Annotated in this window: 17 protein-coding genes; 10 read left to right on the top strand and 7 right to left on the bottom strand. The window is 64.7% G+C overall.

Going from position 1 to position 16,902, the window contains the following annotated elements:
• Positions 1–1,644, top strand: a 1,644-nt coding sequence (locus AAGA11_20220; GenBank protein ID MEM9605200.1) for a PepSY-associated TM helix domain-containing protein, incomplete at its 5' end; no start/stop codon positions are given.
• Between the two features lie 18 nt (positions 1,645–1,662).
• Here AAGA11_20220 and AAGA11_20215 read toward each other — a convergent pair.
• The 6 genes from AAGA11_20215 to AAGA11_20190 form a co-directional block, all read right to left on the bottom strand.
• On the bottom strand, positions 1,663–2,430 hold the full coding sequence (locus tag AAGA11_20215; protein MEM9605199.1) for a hypothetical protein: 768 nt from the start codon (positions 2,428–2,430) through the stop codon (positions 1,663–1,665).
• Positions 2,431–2,558: 128 nt separating this feature from the next.
• The gene (locus AAGA11_20210) at positions 2,559–3,455 is read right to left on the bottom strand and encodes a metal ABC transporter permease (protein MEM9605198.1); all 897 of its coding nucleotides are present in this window, start codon (positions 3,453–3,455) and stop codon (positions 2,559–2,561) included.
• Positions 3,452–4,210 (bottom strand): ATP-binding cassette domain-containing protein, encoded by a 759-nt coding sequence (locus tag AAGA11_20205; protein ID MEM9605197.1) that lies wholly within the window; start codon positions 4,208–4,210, stop codon positions 3,452–3,454. Before AAGA11_20205 ends, AAGA11_20210 begins: the two co-directional genes overlap by 4 nt.
• The gene (locus AAGA11_20200) at positions 4,207–5,109 is read right to left on the bottom strand and encodes a zinc ABC transporter substrate-binding protein (GenBank protein ID MEM9605196.1); all 903 of its coding nucleotides are present in this window, start codon (positions 5,107–5,109) and stop codon (positions 4,207–4,209) included. Before AAGA11_20200 ends, AAGA11_20205 begins: the two co-directional genes overlap by 4 nt.
• Entirely contained in the window at positions 5,099–5,620 is a 522-nt protein-coding gene (locus tag AAGA11_20195; GenBank protein MEM9605195.1) for a hypothetical protein, read from the bottom strand. Before AAGA11_20195 ends, AAGA11_20200 begins: the two co-directional genes overlap by 11 nt.
• 41 nt (positions 5,621–5,661) lie before the next feature.
• On the bottom strand, positions 5,662–5,940 hold the full coding sequence (locus AAGA11_20190; GenBank protein MEM9605194.1) for a hypothetical protein: 279 nt from the start codon (positions 5,938–5,940) through the stop codon (positions 5,662–5,664).
• Between the two features lie 669 nt (positions 5,941–6,609).
• Here AAGA11_20190 and AAGA11_20185 point away from each other — a divergent pair.
• Genes AAGA11_20185 through AAGA11_20165 form a run of 5 tightly spaced genes read left to right on the top strand, consistent with a single transcriptional unit; the run spans position 6,610 to position 13,780 of the window.
• A complete protein-coding gene (locus AAGA11_20185; protein MEM9605193.1) occupies positions 6,610–7,425 on the top strand; it encodes an ABC transporter ATP-binding protein in 816 nt (271 codons plus the stop codon).
• The gene (locus AAGA11_20180) at positions 7,413–8,336 is read left to right on the top strand and encodes an ABC transporter substrate-binding protein (GenBank protein MEM9605192.1); all 924 of its coding nucleotides are present in this window, start codon (positions 7,413–7,415) and stop codon (positions 8,334–8,336) included. The genes AAGA11_20185 and AAGA11_20180 overlap by 13 nt, the downstream gene beginning before the upstream one ends.
• A gap of 15 nt (positions 8,337–8,351) precedes the next feature.
• Entirely contained in the window at positions 8,352–10,343 is a 1,992-nt protein-coding gene (gene fhuB / locus AAGA11_20175; protein ID MEM9605191.1) for a Fe(3+)-hydroxamate ABC transporter permease FhuB, read from the top strand.
• Positions 10,340–12,466: a TonB-dependent receptor gene (locus AAGA11_20170; GenBank protein ID MEM9605190.1), complete on the top strand. Its 2,127-nt coding sequence runs from the start codon at positions 10,340–10,342 to the stop codon at positions 12,464–12,466. The genes fhuB and AAGA11_20170 overlap by 4 nt, the downstream gene beginning before the upstream one ends.
• Positions 12,467–12,493: 27 nt before the next feature.
• Positions 12,494–13,780, top strand: coding sequence for a DUF4374 domain-containing protein (locus AAGA11_20165; protein ID MEM9605189.1), 1,287 nt, complete (start codon positions 12,494–12,496; stop codon positions 13,778–13,780).
• 75 nt (positions 13,781–13,855) lie between these two features.
• Here the strand turns inward: AAGA11_20165 and AAGA11_20160 are convergent, their stop codons facing one another.
• A complete protein-coding gene (locus AAGA11_20160; protein MEM9605188.1) occupies positions 13,856–14,884 on the bottom strand; it encodes a siderophore-interacting protein in 1,029 nt (342 codons plus the stop codon).
• Positions 14,885–15,010: 126 nt separating this feature from the next.
• Here AAGA11_20160 and AAGA11_20155 point away from each other — a divergent pair, with 126 nt between their 5' ends.
• The 4 genes from AAGA11_20155 to AAGA11_20140 form a co-directional block, all read left to right on the top strand.
• Positions 15,011–15,688 carry a MotA/TolQ/ExbB proton channel family protein gene (locus AAGA11_20155; protein ID MEM9605187.1) on the top strand — a complete coding sequence of 226 codons (678 nt, stop codon included), beginning with the start codon at positions 15,011–15,013 and terminating at the stop codon, positions 15,686–15,688.
• 7 nt (positions 15,689–15,695) lie between these two features.
• Positions 15,696–16,097, top strand: coding sequence for a biopolymer transporter ExbD (locus AAGA11_20150; protein MEM9605186.1), 402 nt, complete (start codon positions 15,696–15,698; stop codon positions 16,095–16,097).
• Positions 16,094–16,498 carry a biopolymer transporter ExbD gene (locus tag AAGA11_20145; GenBank protein MEM9605185.1) on the top strand — a complete coding sequence of 135 codons (405 nt, stop codon included), beginning with the start codon at positions 16,094–16,096 and terminating at the stop codon, positions 16,496–16,498. Before AAGA11_20150 ends, AAGA11_20145 begins: the two co-directional genes overlap by 4 nt.
• A partial coding sequence (locus AAGA11_20140; protein MEM9605184.1) for an energy transducer TonB occupies positions 16,495–16,902 on the top strand: 408 nt, incomplete at its 3' end. The genes AAGA11_20145 and AAGA11_20140, both read left to right, overlap by 4 nt.

Here is a 16,902-nt window from a genome sequence, read left to right as displayed (position 1 = left end):
GTCTTCCTGACCGGCACCCTCGCCGTTTTTTACGATGAGATCGACTTGCTGATCTACGATGAAATTAGTGTGACGCCGAAACGCGAGAAGCACAAACCCGGCCAACTCTACGACCCTGCGACGGCCGAAATCGCCGAGCGCGGCCTCGGCGCGATTGGCTACATGTACATGCCACTCGACCGCAAGCGCACAGCCTACGGCGCCACGCTGACGCAACCCGGCGGTGCTTCGCGAAACATCTTCATCGACCCGTACACCGGCAAGGTCACAGGCACCACCAACGAACTGACCGTCGGCTATTTCCTCTCCGCACTGCACACTACCCTGTACCTGCCGGTCGTGGGCCGGGCGTTCGTGAACTTCTTTGGCGTGCTCTGCCTGATCAGCCTGATCACGGGCATCATCAACTACCCCAAGTTCTGGCGGTCCTTTTTCAGGAAACCGCGGTTCGAGAAAAGCACCCGCGTCTGGGTGGGCGACATTCACCGCCTGTTCGGGCTGTGGTCCATGTGGTTCGTGTTGGTCATCGGCGTCAGCGGCACCTGGTGGTTCTACCAGAACCCGCTTGTCGAATACGAGGTGGCTCCGGCCATCCTGCCTGCCTGGACCGCGCCGCCCGGGCCGACGCACGATGACCTCGATGCCAGCGACGGCCCACCGACACGGCTGCCCGCGCGCGCGATCGTCGACATCATCTGGGCACAGGACCCGGCCTTCGAGGTCACCTACATCCAGCCGCCGGACCACAACGGTGCGCCCTACTCTCTGTGGGGCACACACCGTGACATCCTGACCGGCAACTACGGCAGCGAATACCACGTACACCCGTTCACCGGCGAGATCCTGCTGAGCAAGGCGGGCTCCGAGCTCTCCACCCTGCAGCGGGTCGACTACGCCATGTATCCCCTGCATTTCGGCACCTGGGGAAATTCGGGCTGGGCCGACCTCGCCGTCAAGACGGTCTGGTTCGTCTTCGGTGCCTTGATGACGGCGCTGGCGCTGTCCGGCATCGTCATCTACTACAAGCGCACGGCCAAAGCGGCGAACGAGCTGTTGCCCGAGTCGGGTCGCGCGCGCCAGTTCGCCCGGGGGTGGCGCGTCCTGCGCCCGTGGGGCGGTGCGATGTCGGGCTTCAAGTACGCCAACTGGGTCGCGATCTGGTTCATCGGCGTCGGCCTCACCGCCGCCATGACGCTGAGCAACCAGGGCTCCGGCGCGATGGGCTACAAATACGTCAGCCAGGATGTCGGTGACTGGACCGTGTCGATGAACGCACTCAAAGGCTGGCTCGAGGCCGACCTCGACCCGATCGTGCCGGGGTGGCAAACCAACATCTGGACACAGGTGGAGTCGGGCGACCCGGACGCGATCAAGTTCATGTACGTCAAGATCAACAAGCCGCGCACCACGCGCGCGCCCGGTATGGTGATCCACGGTGTCGAGGGTGCCAAGCACGCGCACATGAAAGTGCCCGACACGTTGAAGGACGACGCCGAAATCTGGCTGACCATCGAGGACTGGCAGGGCAACTTCCACCAGGCCCGTTGGCCGCTCATGCCCGACAACCAGATGACCTTCGACACCCGCGACACCGACGCCGCCGAGCTGGCCAGTGCGCTCTCCGCGACACACACCAACCCATGATCCGAAGCGGCACTGTCGCTAGCGAACACCGTCGACAATGGCGGTCCAGCGGGACAGAAAATCCGCTTCACTGCGTTTGCCGAAATCATCGACGTGCCAGACACGCCAGATTGGCGGTACCTCGGACAGCGATGCGTGACCGGGTTTGCGCGAGCTGATCAACAGCGTCGGCAGCCCCGTCGCGAGCGCCTCTTCGCGCGACACCACCGGCAGCAGGCTGGCCTGAGCAAGCGGCGTGAGTTCGGCTTTGTCCACGGCCACCTGGACGACATCGAGTCCGAGCACGCGCGTATCGAGTGCCACGACCGCGTCACGTAGCGCACGGCTGGTGCGGTCAAAATTGCGCTTGACAGCCCGGATCGCCGTGTCACGTTCCATCCCAGCGGCACACGTCTGTTCGAGGTAGGCGACAAGGTCGCGCTGGACGATCCCGAGCATCAGCAAGGCGTTGGCCGGGTCGAGCCAGAAATAGCCCGGTGTCCCGTCCGCGGACAGAGCAAGCGCAACACGCTCCCCGCCGGGGATCAGCGCCTGGGCGGCGTCAACACGCACCACGCCGATGTTGTGTAGCCGCACATGCGGAAACACATCCACGGCGGGCCACACCGACAGCATATCGATCAGCAGGTCAGCGCGTGGAAAGTCCGCCGGAGACTGTCGGTCGATCCAACCCGGCACTCGCTTGATGCTGTATCGCGGCGGCGGCAGGTGATCCAGCGTGAACACCGTGTCCCGCGTCAGTGCGTCGACGAGGCTGGCGAGCACCGGCACCGCCGTGGCGATCACAAACGTATTCCGTGTATCAGTCGCGGACACACCACAGCGGTCAGCGGGTGCAGCAGCTCGCGTCACTGCGGGCACAGCCAGCAGCGCGACCAGCAGCGCCAGGACGGCAACGCGTGGCAGCAGCGCGCTCACGGCGATGGCCTCGCCCGGCGACGCCCAACCCACTGACGCCACAGCAGGCAGAGCACAAATCCCGCGCACGCGAACAAGGTGATCGCCGGGCCGGCCGACACCGGCCACCGCCAATACATCGGCAAAAACACGCCGAGCGTCGCCGACGACGTGGCAAAGAGCACAGCCAGCACCTGGAGCTGGCGCAGGTTGGACGCCACCAGTCGCGCACTCGCCGCCGGGATCAGCAAGAGCGCCCCGACCAGGATGGCGCCAATGATCTTGACCGAGGCCACCGTCACCAGGGCGATCAGCAACACGAATGCGTAGTCGTGCAGGCGCGTGTTGACGCGCAGGCTGTGGGCGACTTCCGGGGAGATCGCGACGAGGTAGGCGTGGTGCCCGAAGCGGTACCCAAGCCACACCACGACCACGCTGATCAGTGCGAGCATGGCGAGGTCACGACCCGATGTCACGAGGATCGACCCGAACATGACCTGCTCCACCAGGTGGGCATTGACGTGCTTGGCAACGTAGAGCAACAGCGCCGCGCCAAGCGCCAGCGCAAAGGACAGGAACACGCCGATCAAGGCGTCGTACGGGATGGTCGTGCGCCCCTTGATCCACTGCAGCAACAACGCAAACACGACCGAGAAGCTGAACAGGCCGATCAACGGTGACTCCACGGGCTCCCCCAGCAATATGCCGATACTGACCCCGGTCAACACGCTGTGACCGACTGCCTCGGACAGGAACGCCAGGCGCTTGACCACCACCAGGGTGCCGAGGAGGCCGAGGAGCGGTCCGATCATCACACTGGCGACCAGCGCGTTGATGAAGAACGCGTAGCCGAATATCTCGGGCAGAGTGCCATCGGCGGCGAGCACAGCGAACCAGCTGTGCACCGCATTCATTGCCCGCTCGCAACGGCAACGGAGTGCGATCCGATCGCTCCACCGGTCATCAACGGCAATATGGACGGCATATCGGCAGCAGGCCCGTGCGCTCGCAGAGACCGGTCGAGCCAGTACACGTGGTCACACCGGGCACGCACGAGATCCCAGTCGTGCTCGACCATGAGTATCGTGCCACCGGCGTCTCGGAAACGCGCGAGCAACGCGACAGTTGCGTCGCGACCGTCCGCATCCAACCCACTCATGGGTTCGTCAAGCAACAGCAAGCAAGGCGCCAGCATCAGCGCACCGAGCAGCAGCAGCCGCTGGCGCTCCCCGCCAGACAGGTCACCGAGGCGTCGGCCGAGCTTGTCGTCGAGTCGCAGCGTCCCGAGACCCTCGACCACCGCCTCCGACGGTTGCCAGCGTCCCACTTGCGCACGCGTGCCGCTGGCCATGTGCAGATAGTCGGCAACAGAGATGGGCAAGCTCGCGTCGAACGGTTCGAGTTGGGGCACGTAGCCGACCCGGTCTCGTCTGTCCCCGGTCGCGTCGGGTGCGGCCGACCACGCGATCTCGACACTGCCCTCGTGCGCCTTGAGGCCAAGGAGGGTCTTCAGCAGGCTGCTTTTCCCGCCGCCGTTCGGGCCGAGGATCGCGTGCCACTGCGCGGCTGCGAACTCGCAACTCACCGCGTCGAGCACGCGCTCCCTGCCCTCGTCGAGGCAGACATTGCGCATCCGGATGCGCGGCCCGAGGACCCGATCGGCGATCACGGCGCGGCCCGGCCGGCCGCATGGCGCAGCGCTTCGACCAGCGTTCGCAGGTTCAGCGCCATGTCATCGGTCACGAGCTCGCTGCGGTACGCACCGTGAGTCATGTGAGAGAAACGGTACAACCGCGTCCGCGTCTCGCGCTCGATCACTTCAACGTAGCGGTTCGGCATGTTCAGCTCGGTGAACAACACCTGCACGCCGGCGGCGCGGATCTTGTCGATGGTGTCCTGCAGTTGCGAGGCCGTGGGCGAGACACCGTGGGCCGGCTCGACCACTGCGCTGACCGTCAAACCGAACTCCTGCAACAGGTACCCGTAGGCTCCGTGCGTGCTGGCGATGCGCACCTCACTGAGGTCCAGGTCGGCGATGGCCGCCATCGCTGCGGTTTTCAGCGAGCGCAACCTGCGTGCGTAGTCGAGCGCGTTCTGCATGAAAAACCGGCTGTTTTCCGGGTCTAGCGCTGCAAGCCCCCGCGCGATGGTGTAGACCTGCCGGATTGCGGCGTCGATGGCAACGAAGGTGTGGGGGTTGTGCACCTTGCCACCCGCCCGACTGATCAACGGCACCTGGGCGTTGGCATTGATCACGTTGAGCTGGGGTAGCTCCAGCGAGCGGATGGCCTCCATGGCAAACTCGTCATGGCCGATGCCGTTGACAACGATGGCGTCGAGTGCATGCAGACGCGCCAGGTCGGCCGGCGCGAGTTTGTAGGCGTGTGGGTTGAATCCGGCTTCGATCAGCGGCGTGACGCGGGCACGATCACCGACGATCTGCGTGACGTAGCTGTAATACGGGTGCAGCGTGATGCCGATGTTGAGTTCGGCGTGCGCCGCCGCGCCCCAGAGTGACGCCAGCACAGCCGTCAGAACGCCTCGCCACGCGCGGCGATCAATGCGCATGGTCGCTGCCACCTATGGCACCGTCACTGCCGAGGTAGTGCCAGGTCTCGCCATCCGTGTCGCAACCCCTGGCACGCGTGATCAGTTCACGCGATTGCCGCCAGCTCACGCGATACGGTGGTGCACCGCCCGCAGCCGGCCATTCCAGACGCATGAGGTACGTCGCTTCGGTCGTTTGCAACTGGCCCATGAAGCACTGCTCGAAGGCCAGCCACTGCACCGGCGTGCGTGCGGTCCCCGAGGTGACGGCAAACGGCGCCACACCCTGGGCGACGAGCCTGTCGAGGCTGGGCTCTACGCCCTCGAGTTCGCGCAACAGACTGACTTCCTCTGCCGCCACGGCGAGGGCGGTGAGGTCCGCACGCAGCCGAGCTGGCACCCGCTCATCGGGGCTGTCCATGGCCGGGTACAAGCCGAGGAACAGCAGCGCTGACACCAGCGCGAGGGCGGCGACGCCACCGAACACGGCACGGTCCTCGGCGTCGGTACGCCACGGGTGCACCGTTTCCATGCGCGGTCCGTGCGACGGCTCGACCGGCTCGCGCACCGCCGTCACAAGCCCTCGATCTCGTCGCTGGCGATCTCGAGAACGTGGCCAGGTCCGGCGTCCATGATGATGAAAAAGACGCCCTCGGGCCGATTGAAACGGAAACGCGCGTCGGCGTCGGTGCGGCCTTCAACCAAGAGATCGTCGTCCTCAGAGATCACCTCCATGATCACGTCGGGCGCCTTCGAGCGGTCGGAGAAGCCAGCCTCACACGCGACCTGCAGCACGCCACTGCTGTCGACCGATGTGCAGCTGAGAATCGGGTAATGTGCCAGCGCGGACACACTGCAGAGGCCCAAAAACACCAGCGCACCCGCCCGGCGGAGCCGGTGTCCAACTGGCCGGTTGACTGGACGCCCTGACGCCATTGTCCGCTTCCTCGTATGGGCCTGATTCGCCCGCGACCGACATGCTGCTGGGCTCCGGATCAACCGGGCCAGCCGCCACTGACAAACGCGCTGTGCGCCAGTCAGCACCCGCGCAACAGCCCGCAAATAATAACAATTATCATTACGTTTTGGTGGCTCATCACGCGGCGCTTCCCTGTCACCGACCACGGACACGGCGACGACACTGCACTTGGCCGAGCCCCCCCGCGCGGCCGTTGTGCGCCAACCGCGACGGGCCCAACGCCCGAGGTTGCTCTGTACCGGACCGCCTGGCGACGGCGCGTCGTTGTGCGACGCCAGTTCGGACACGCGGTTGAACCGTCCGCAAACCGTCAGAACCACGGCAACCACGCACGTGCAAAACCATTGCATCACATATGAATCACGCGTCAGCCCTGCGGTGATGCCGGCGGTGAATCCGCTTGCTAGGGACAAAATCAGGGTGTTATTGTCTTATTGCTAATTGTTCTCATTTAGATTCGCGTTAGCACTTGCGTTAAGGACGTGACTGTGTGTCACCGACCACGTCCGGTCCACCTGCCCACAAAACCCGCTGAACAAGACATGGATTCGTCAGGATCACACGCCGCCATCACGCTCGCCCACGTGTCCGTGCGACACGGCGATCGGCGCGTGTTGTCCGTTCCCGCGCTCCGGTTCGGCGCAACGGGGATGACCGCCATCCTCGGCCAGAACGGGTCGGGAAAGTCAACGCTGATGCGCATTGCCGCAGGGCAGTTGAAACCCAGCGAGGGCACCGCACGCCTCGGCGACGACCCCATTCTGTCGTTCTCGACGCGGCGGCTCGCGCAACGCCTGGCCTACCTGCCGCAACACCTGGAACCGGTACAAGGGATGCGCGTGCGCGAACTCGCCACCCTCGGACGCTACGCCTGGCGGGGCGCCCTCGGCAGACACACCGAGGCTGACCGTGCTGCCGTTGACACGGCACTTGCGCAGTGCGGTTGCACGGACATGGCGGACGCTCCGGTGTCCCACCTCTCGGGCGGCGAGTGCCAGAGAGCGTGGATCGCAATGTTGTTGGCACAGCAAGCGCCAACCCTGTTGCTCGACGAACCCATCTCTGCGCTGGACATCAGCCACCAGCTCGCTGTGCTCGACATACTGCGATCGCATTCGGTCAGCGTGGGCCAGTCCTGCATTGTTGTGCTGCACGACATCAATCTCGCGTGCCACTACGCCGACCGCATCATCGTGCTTGACCGTGGCGAGATCGCCTTCGACGGCGAACCGCGCGCACTGCTCGAAAGCAACACCTTGCCTCGGTTGTTCAACGCCCCCTTTGCTCTGCTGCACCACCCCGGTCGCAGCTTGCCCGTCGTCTCACCGCTACCGGACACCACAGCATGCGCGTCATGAACTTCGTTTTCGTCCCCCTCTTCCTCCTCGCCGTACTCGCGCTGCCCGCGCACGGGGCCCGCGTTGTCGACAGCCAGGGCGAACGGGTGTTCGACGCCGTGCCGCAACGCGTCGTGGCGCTGAGTTGGTCTCAAGTCGAACAGTTGATCAGCCTCGACATCGCACCGGTCGGCGTCGCCGACCCCGACGGCTACAACGCGTGGGTGGTGGAACCCACGTTGCCAGCTGAAGTGGCCGACGTCGGTCAACGCCACCAACCCAACTTCGAGCGTATTGCCGAGCTTGCGCCCGACGTGATCGTGGTCTCCGACGACCAGATCGACTTCAAGAAAAAGCTCGAACGGATTGCGCCGGTGGTGCACTTCGACAGCTTCAGCGAAGACCACGACAACGTCGCCTTCTCGCGGGCCAGCTACCTCGCACTCGCCGAATTGTTCGAGCGCCAAACGCTGGCCGAGGCACGACTCGATGCCCAGGACGCGCGCATCGCCGAACTCGCCGAGGCGGTTCAGGCGCACTTCGGCGGCACACTGCCCAAGGCGACAGTGGTGCGTTTTCTCGACCGAAAGCGGGCTGCGGTGTACGGCGACAACGGCATGACGACCCACGTCATGGAGGCGTTCGGCTTCGAGAGCGAGTACCCCATCGGGCCGTCAACCTGGGGCCTCGCGATCAAGAAAGTGCCCGACCTTGGCCGCGTGGAGACGGGTTACCTGCTGCACATCCTGCCGTTCGATCAGCAGGACCGCTTGTTCGCTACCCGCCTGTGGCAATCGATGCCGTTTGCCAAACACGATCGCGTCGTGACACTGCCGTCGGTCTGGACCTACGGCGGCGCCCTGTCCGTTGGGCGTATTGCCGAACTGATCGCCGACGCCATGCTCGCCGTGTCACCGCCACGCGCAGAGTGACAGGCTAACCCCTCGATGGCTGCACTGCGCACCCCCGCTGCCTCCGCTCTGCCCGTCGCCGTGACCGGCGCCGGTTTGCTGGCGGTGTTCTGGCTGCACCTGGCCAGTTTCGAGGCGGGCCTGTCGTGGCCGGCGCGCTGGCAGTTGGTGTGGGGCGCCGACGCAGAAGCCTATCTCGAGGCCCGCTTCTTGTTTTCCGACCTCCCGCGCGCCGTGATCGCCGTGCTGGCGGGTGCAGCGCTCGGTGTCGCTGGCAGCGCCATACAGCAACTCACCCAAAATCCGCTGGCCTCGCCCTTGACGCTCGGTACGGCGGCCGGAGCCTGGCTTGGCATTGTCATCGGCGCCGTGTTCGCGCCCGAACTGCTGGCCCGAAGCAGTTTGCTGTTCAGCCTGCCCGGGGGACTGCTCGCCACAGCGATCGCGTTGGGCGTGGCGCGGCGGCACGGACTGGACGGCCCGACCGTAGTTGTCGTCGGCATGGCACTGACGCTCGCCCTCGGTGCCGTGGCGAGTCTGTTGATCCTGGCAAACGAAGGCTACGTGGACAGCTGGTTTATCTGGGGTTCGGGCGACCTGACACAAGTGGATTGGACCTGGGTCACCTGGCTGGCGCCGCAAGTGGCACTGGGGACGGTGTTGCTGCTCGGTTTCAGCCGTGCACTCGCCGTGATACAGCTCGGCCACAAGCAGGCAGCGGCGCTCGGGTTGGCCGTGGTGCCAACGATTGCGCTCGGCCTGGTACTCGCCGTCTGGCTGACCGCGAGCACCATCAGTGCCGTGGGGCTGATCGGCTTCGTCGGCCTGCTCGCACCGCACATCGCACGGTTTCTGGTCGGCCCGCGGCCTGCGATCGCACTCGCTTTCTCGGCCGTGATCGGCGCAATCGCCCTGCTGGTGACCGATGCACTCGCGGTGTGGGTCAGCCAACACAGTCGCGACCTGGTCACCAGCGGCGCTGCAACCGCGTTGATCGGCGCGCCGAGCCTGTTGGTGATACTGCTGACGCGCAAGCGCGTGCACGTGGCCCGGCCACAGCACCTGGTCAGTTGGGACCGAGGGCAGCCGCGCGCGGTGGTGCCCGCCGTGCTCTCACTCACACTGCTTGCCGTCGCCGCAAGCGTCTTTGTCGGCGTCAGCGACGCCGGCTTGGCACCGGGTTGGCCAAGCGAATTGCAGTGGGCCTACCGCGCGCCTCGTCTGCTCGGCGCGGTTGCGGCAGGCGCCGGAATGGCACTCGCCGGCCTGGTGCTGCAACGCCTGTTCCGCAACCCGCTGGTCAGCCCGGACATCGTCGGCATCTCCTCAGGCGCGAGCCTCGCGCTGCTGATTGCGTTCACCTTCTTTGGCGTACCGTTCGGTACCGCGGCCACAATCTGGGCACTGGTCGGCGGCTTTGGCGCCATCGCCCTGCTGGTCGCCGCGGGCTGGAGACTGCGCAACAGCATTGCCGACATGGTCCTCGTTGGCCTGTCGCTCTACGCGCTGTCGGATGCGCTTTTGCAGTTCGTGATCGCCCAGGGTGGGGAGGACAGCTACCGGACGATCTCGTGGCTATCAGGGTCGACCTTGCGCATTGAAATGGGCGAGGCCGCCTGGCTCACGTGCGCGGTCCTGATGCTGGCTGGCGTCATCCGCTTGCTCGCCCGAGACATCGCGTTGCTGGACCTCGGTGATGCCGCGGCTCGAGCGCGCGGCCTGCCAGTGACATCACGCCGGATTGCACTGCTGGTCGCGGCCGCGGCCCTCGCCTCCCTGATCACCGCCGTGGTCGGCCCAATCGCCTTTGTCGGGCTGTTGGCGCCCCATCTCGCGCGCTCGCTCGGCGCCAGGAACATCGGCGACCAGCTCACGCTCTCGCTGCTGCTCGGCGCAGCCCTGTTCGTCACCGCCGATTGGGTCAGCCGTGTCGCGCTCTACCCGGCCCAGCTTCCGCCCGGCGCCGTGTGCGCTGTGCTGGGCGGAACCTACCTCTGCGCCATCATGCTCAGGAGACCCACTCGGTGACCATCGTGAAGGGCAAAACCGCGCTCCGCGTTGCGCTGTGCGCAGGTTTTGCGTTGCTGCACACCGTCGCCACGGCAGACGACGGGCTGGATGTGGATGAGCTGGTGATCTACGGCGGCGAAGCTGCGAGCGAGGATGAACAATCCGGGCTGAACGTCGATGTGATCGACGCTGAAGACTACGCCAACCAATCGACAGACCTCACCTACGTGATGCGCAAGACACCTGGCGTGATCGTGCGCGAGCAGGGCGGCATGGGTTCGGATTTCGACCTCTCGCTCAACGGCCTGGGTGGGCGACAGATCCGCTACTTCATCGACGGGCTGCCGATGGAGAATTTCGGCTCGGCCCTGTCACTGAACAATTTCCCGATCAACCTGATCGAACAGATCCAGATCTACAAGGGCGTCGTACCGATCACCTACGGCGCAGACGCCCTCGGTGGCGCTGTCAACATCACCACCCGCGATGCGCTCGAACCCTACCTCGACGCCTCGCTGTCGTACGGGTCCTACAACACCCTCCGCGCGGCCATCAACGCGCAATCGGTGGATGAGAACGGCGGTTTCGCGCGCGTCACCGGGTTCATCAACCGTTCCGACAACGACTACCCCGTCGACAACGTACCGACCACCGACGCACTCGGCAACCAGACCGGAACCGCCACGGCAAGGCGCTTCAACGACCAGTACCAGTCGGCCATGTTGTCGTTGCGCCGCGGTGTCACCGACAGAGGTAACCTGCGCGAGCTCTCCTTCGGTCTCACCGCCGCCGCAAACCGCGACGAGGAGCAGCACCCCGACCAGTCCATCAACGATGTCTACGGCAGGGTCTACGAGGACAACGAAACGCTGATCGGCAGCGCGACCTGGCGGCACCGCTTTGGCACCCTCGACACGTCCGCCAGCGTGCAGGCCGGGCGTATCGTCGAAACCAGCTACGACGCGTTCTCACGCAACTACGACTGGTTTGGCAACTTCGTGCCGAACACCGACCCGCTCGAGGGCGAGATCGATACGCTCTCGATTTTCGAGCGCGACGACGAGATTGCCCGGCTGAGCCTGACCGCGGAACGGCCACTCTCGGAGCGCAACACCATTGCTGGCAACGTCACCTTCAACCGGCTCGACCGGTCGGGCAACGATCGGCTCAACGCAAACAACACCTCGTTTACCTTTCCCAACTGGGTCAACAAGGGTGTGCTGGGTTTGAGCTGGACGCACCTGTCAGCTGACGAGCGCTTCCAGTCGTCACTCTTTTCAAAATTTTACAACTACGACGCCGAGATCAACGCCGAGATCTTCATCGACTTCGAGCTCGAGCAGGTCCGCCGCCGGGTAGACAAGAACACCGAAGGTTTCGGCGGCTCCCTGCGTTACGACATCGGTGACAACACCACCTTGTCGGCCTCCTACGAGAACAGCTGGCGGTTGCCCGAACCCGACGAAATCCTCGGCAGCGGCAAGTACATCCGCCCGAACCCCTTCCTCGAGCCCGAGCAAAGCGACAACCTCAACCTCGGCGTGGCACACGCAACCTACTGGGGCGACACCGACATCGACCTCGGGGCAAACGCCTTCGCCCGCGAGGCCACGGATTTCATTCGCTACGTTCCGGATCAATTGATTTTCGGAATCTACCAGAACGTGGGCCGTGTCAGATCGCGTGGGCTGGAACTCAGCGCGACGGCGCAATTTCCGAGCGACTGGAGCCTGCGCGGCAACCTCACCTGGCAGGACATCACCGACCAGACGCCGTTCGATCCCGACGGCCAACCCAACCTCAACGTGGGCAGTCGACTGCCCAACCAACCGTGGTTGTTCGGCAATCTCGCCTTGAGCCTGGACGACCAACCGTTCCGGAACGGTCGCTGGTCGGCCACGTGGTTTGTCAATTACACCCACGAGTTCTACCTGACGTGGGAAAACTCTGGCGCCATCGACAGCAAATTCACGATTCCCGAGCAGCTCACCCACGACCTCGAGTTCGAATACACGCGGGCCGCCGGTGACCTCACTGTCGCCTTGAGCTTGAGGAACCTGCTCGACGAACCCGCCTTCGACAATTTCAACATTCAAAAACCCGGCCGCACCGTTGCGTTGAAACTGCGCTATTCGCGGTAGGCCACCATTGCCACGAGAGAGAACGACATGAGTGATACCACACTTGGCTTTCCAAAGACGTTGCTCAGCCTTGGGCTGGCGGCAGCCATGCTGTCACTGGCTGCGTGCAGCGACAGTGATTCCACAACCACGACGGACGACCCGACGCCCTCGACGTCCCTGAGCCGCTTCGTGATGCTGCACAAGGACACGGGTGACCCCGAGCCGGAATTCCTGCTTGCGCAAGCCGACATCATGACCCAGAGCGTGTCCTCGCAGGGTGCCGGCAATGAGCAGCTGGGTTGGAACTTTTTCTACCCGGTCGGCAACACGGCGTTTGTCAGCGGGTACACCGATTTCAACACCCGTTCCTACGAGTTGAATGCCGACGGTGAGGTGGTTGAGAAAGCGCGCTTCGTGTTCGAGAAACCGCTCGAGGCTTTCGCTGCCATTGGCACTGAGACCCTGGTTGCCAGCGACACGCCGCGCGACGGCACACACACGCAACGCACGATGCACGTGGTCGACGTGGCGACCGGCCTCGTGACCAGCAAGGTCAACTACTCGATTTTTGACGAGGACACCGGCACACCTGGCGAGGGCACGGTCGGCTACCCCATCGCCATGGCCGTGCGCGGTGACACGATGTTCATGGCCTTTCACAAGCTCTCGGACGACGGCTTCTACTTGACGCCCGAGGCCGACACGGCGTTTGTCGCGGTCTACGATTGGCCGGTGCAGGAGGGCGATGCACCGCGTGCCATCATTGAAGACACGCGAGTGGGTCACCTCGGTGTCAACGGCGCGTCCAGCAGCCTGATTCAAACCGAGAGTGGCGACATCTACGGCTACTCCATCGGCACCGCCGCGGCCGGCTTCAGCCCCGAATCCGGCAAGCCCTCGGGCATCCTCAAGATCGCGGCGGGCTCCGAGACCTTCGACCCGGACTACTTCTTCGACATCGACGCCGCAGGCGCCGGAGGCAAGCTGTTCTGGTTCGACTACATCGGCAACAACATGGCGATTGGTCGGATCAAGACCGACGCGTCCGCGAACGACCTCTGGTCCGCATTCGGTAAAGGCACCATCGACCACAAGCTCGTGATGATCGATCTCGAGGCGCAGACCGTCAGCGACGTTGCCGGCGTGCCGTTGCACCACAAGCGCTACAGCGGCCCAGTGTCCGTGATCGACGGCAAGGTATACCTCAGCATCGAAACCGCTGACGGCAACGCGATCTATGAAGTCGACGCCACCACCGGTGCGGCGACCCGGGGTGGCGACATCCTGGGCAAGACCATCAAGACCGTGCACCAGCTGACGTACAGCGAGTGAGTCCGGCGCCTGCCCGCGGGGTGATCGCGCGCCGCGGGCAGGCTTTGCCACCGTGTGACACGGAGCACGGGGCGCTCAGGACCAGTACGCCGCCGCGTACACACGGTGTTTGTCGATCGCGCGATCCTTGCGCAGCACGCGCTGGGCGGCCTTGGTGTCGCCCTGCGAGGAGGCGAACCACCAATAGGTCGTCGGTGTGTCCGTGGTCGCACGCTCAAGCGCGACGACCAGACTGTCGCCGCGCGCCCGGTGCAGCCAGTGCACGGTCACACCCGAGCTGTGCACCACGGTTTGCTCGTCGAGTGCATCCTCAACCAGCAGGTAGGCCTGACCATCGACGTGTTCGGGGGTGTTCTCGATGATGCGTAGGACGGCCGGCAACGCTGTCTCGTCGCCGAAGAGCATCAGCGTCTCGGCGTCCGGAAACCAACCGCCCCCCGGTCCGAGCAGGCCGACGGTCTGACCGACAGGTTCGCTGGCGGCCCACTCGGACGTGATGCCACCGTCGTGGATGAAGACATCAAACACCAGGGTGTTGCTCGCGGTGTCGAAGGTGCGCACGGTGTACACCTTCTGGTAAAGGCTGTCCTCGCCGCTGGGCCAATCGACGTTGCCGCGCGCATTGACCGCCGGCCAGACCGGCGTCCGGCTCGCATCGGATTGACGCAGCAACCTGAAATGCAAGCCGGTTTGCGCGAAGCGCGCCAACGCGTCGCCGACGAGTTCCACCCGGTAGTAGTGCGGGGCAAGTCGGGTCACTCTTGACACCGCTGCGGTGGCCAGTTCCGGCAGCCGCGCGCCGACCTTGTGCTCGCCGGTCCAGGCCAGTTGGCCGATGCGTTCGTCCAAACCGGCCAGGTGTGCGCTGATGTCACTGCGCGCCAGCAACAACACGGACTCATCGTCGGTGGACACCCGAATGCAGGCCGTTGGCTGATCCAGTCGCATCTCGATGCGCCCCCAGGACGCCCCACCTGCAATGGTGTCGGCCGAATCCTCGACCGTGTCGAGCTCGTGCTCGGCCAATTGCGCGCGCCAGAACTGCTGCAACTCGGCGGTCGCCTCCAGGGGCAAGGTCAGCTCACTGCTGTGCGTGAATCCCACTCGATTGTCCTCCTTGTAGGGTGAGCGCGGCTGCATTGACAGCCTTGCGCTCGATGCCAAATAATAACAATTATCATTTAGGTTTGGGTGTACATCACCCTCCGCTGCCCCGATCAGGACCAACCCGTGCCCATCCGTGACTTGCTAGACGCACTGCCCGCCGACTTCACCCACTTTCTCGATATCGGTGGCCCGGTGGTCTGGATTCACCTGGCGATGTCCGTGGTGCTGGTGGCCATCGTGCTGCTCAAGCTCTGGCAGTTTCTGCGCTGTGGTGTGCTGCTGTCGTGGGGCTGGCGACGCACGGAAAGGGCGATTCGTGACTACGAGCACGGCGCACTTAAAGCACACTCGCCACCGCGTCGCCGGGACCGCTCGGGCAACGACATCGTCAACACCGCCCTGCACCTCTCACAACACGTGACCGTCAACGACACGGCATTCATCGATGAAATGCGGCGCCTGGCCGAGGGCTACGTGGGCCGGTTGCGCGCCCAGCTTCGCACCGTCGAACTCATCGCGACGCTCGCTCCGCTGCTGGGTTTGCTGGGCACCGTGCTGGGCATGATCGAAGCTTTCCAGGCGATGCAGGCTGCGGGGCAAAACGTCGACCCGTCCATCCTGTCCGGCGGCATTTGGAAAGCGTTGCTGACGACCGCTGTCGGCCTGATCGTCGCCGTCCCGGCGGTGATCGTGCACAGTTGGCTGGAGCGCAGCGTCGATTCACACATGGGACGGGTGTCGGATGCGGTCGGTCGTGTCTTGACCGCCCGACGACTCAGCGTCTCCCAGCCACAAGACTGAGACCACCGTGCTGCTGGATCATGCCAGAAAGCCCGCCATCCGCGTGCCGCTCACGCCGCTGATCGACGTGGTCTTCATCCTCCTGCTCTTTTTCATGCTGAGTTCGGTGTTCGGTGTCGAACAACACATCGCCTTGCAGCAGTCGAAAGGCCGCGGCGGCGCACAGACCGCGGTGACACGCGTGCAACTGCTGGTGTTGCCCAACGGCGATATCAAGGGCGACGCAGAGACCTGGCAGGCCACCAGTGCGGCCTTTGAGGACAGCATGGCAACCTGGGCAGACGAAGCTCGCCCGGTCGCGATCGGTGCGACACGCGACACACCGGTGCAGTACCTCGTGGACGCGCTGGCACGGTTGCACCTTGCCGGTGTCAGCACCGTGCGCGTGTTCGAGTCTGTCGCACTGTGAAACGCCTGCTCGACACGACAGCGCAACGTCCCTCAGCGAAGAGCGACGACATGCTGCCGATGATCAACATCATCTTCCTGTTGCTCATCTTCTTCATGGTCGCCGGCAGCATCGAGAACATCGACCGCAGCATCCGACTGCCAGAGACGTCGGAATCGGGCACAGCCGTGCAGACAGGTTTGCTGGTTGAGATCCTGCCGGATAGCCGCGTCCGCATCGATGGCAGCTTCGACGATCGACCCCTGCTCGAGGCCCTGACATCGCGTGGTGTCACGGCCGACAGCGTGGTCATTTGCCGGGTTGACCGTGACGTCCCGGCCAGTGAACTGGACCCGCTGCTGCGCGCGATGCGCTCAATTGGAATCGCGGAACTTCAGATCGTCACGCAGCTGCCCTCGTGACCCTGTCGACGCGCCACTGGTTGCTCGCCCTGGTGTTGGCTGTCGCCCTGCACCTGGTGGTGTTGTACGCCTGGTTTGCCCGACCCGAGCAAGCCGGCAGCGCCGACGTTGGTGTCGGTGGCACCCTGGTGAGTGTTGGGCTGGCAGGCAGTTACGAACCGCCTCCTGCGCAAGAAGCCGAGCCCGAGCCCGAGCCCGAGCCGGAACCCGAACCCGATCCGGAACCCGAACCCGAGCCGGAACCCGAACCCGAGCCGGAACCCGAACCCGAGCCGGAACCCGAACCCGAGCCGGAACCCGAACCCGAGCCCGAGCCCGAGCCGGAACCCGAGCCCGAGCCGGAACCCGAACCCGAGCCCGAGCCGGAACCCGAGCCAGAGCCGGAACCCGAGCCCGAGCCCGAG

This window comes from Pseudomonadota bacterium, from assembly GCA_039196715.1.
Lineage (GTDB): Bacteria > Pseudomonadota > Gammaproteobacteria > CALCKW01 > CALCKW01 > CALCKW01.
Note: the sequence above shows the minus strand (reverse complement) of the source record. Positions and strands in the feature narration are given on the sequence as shown.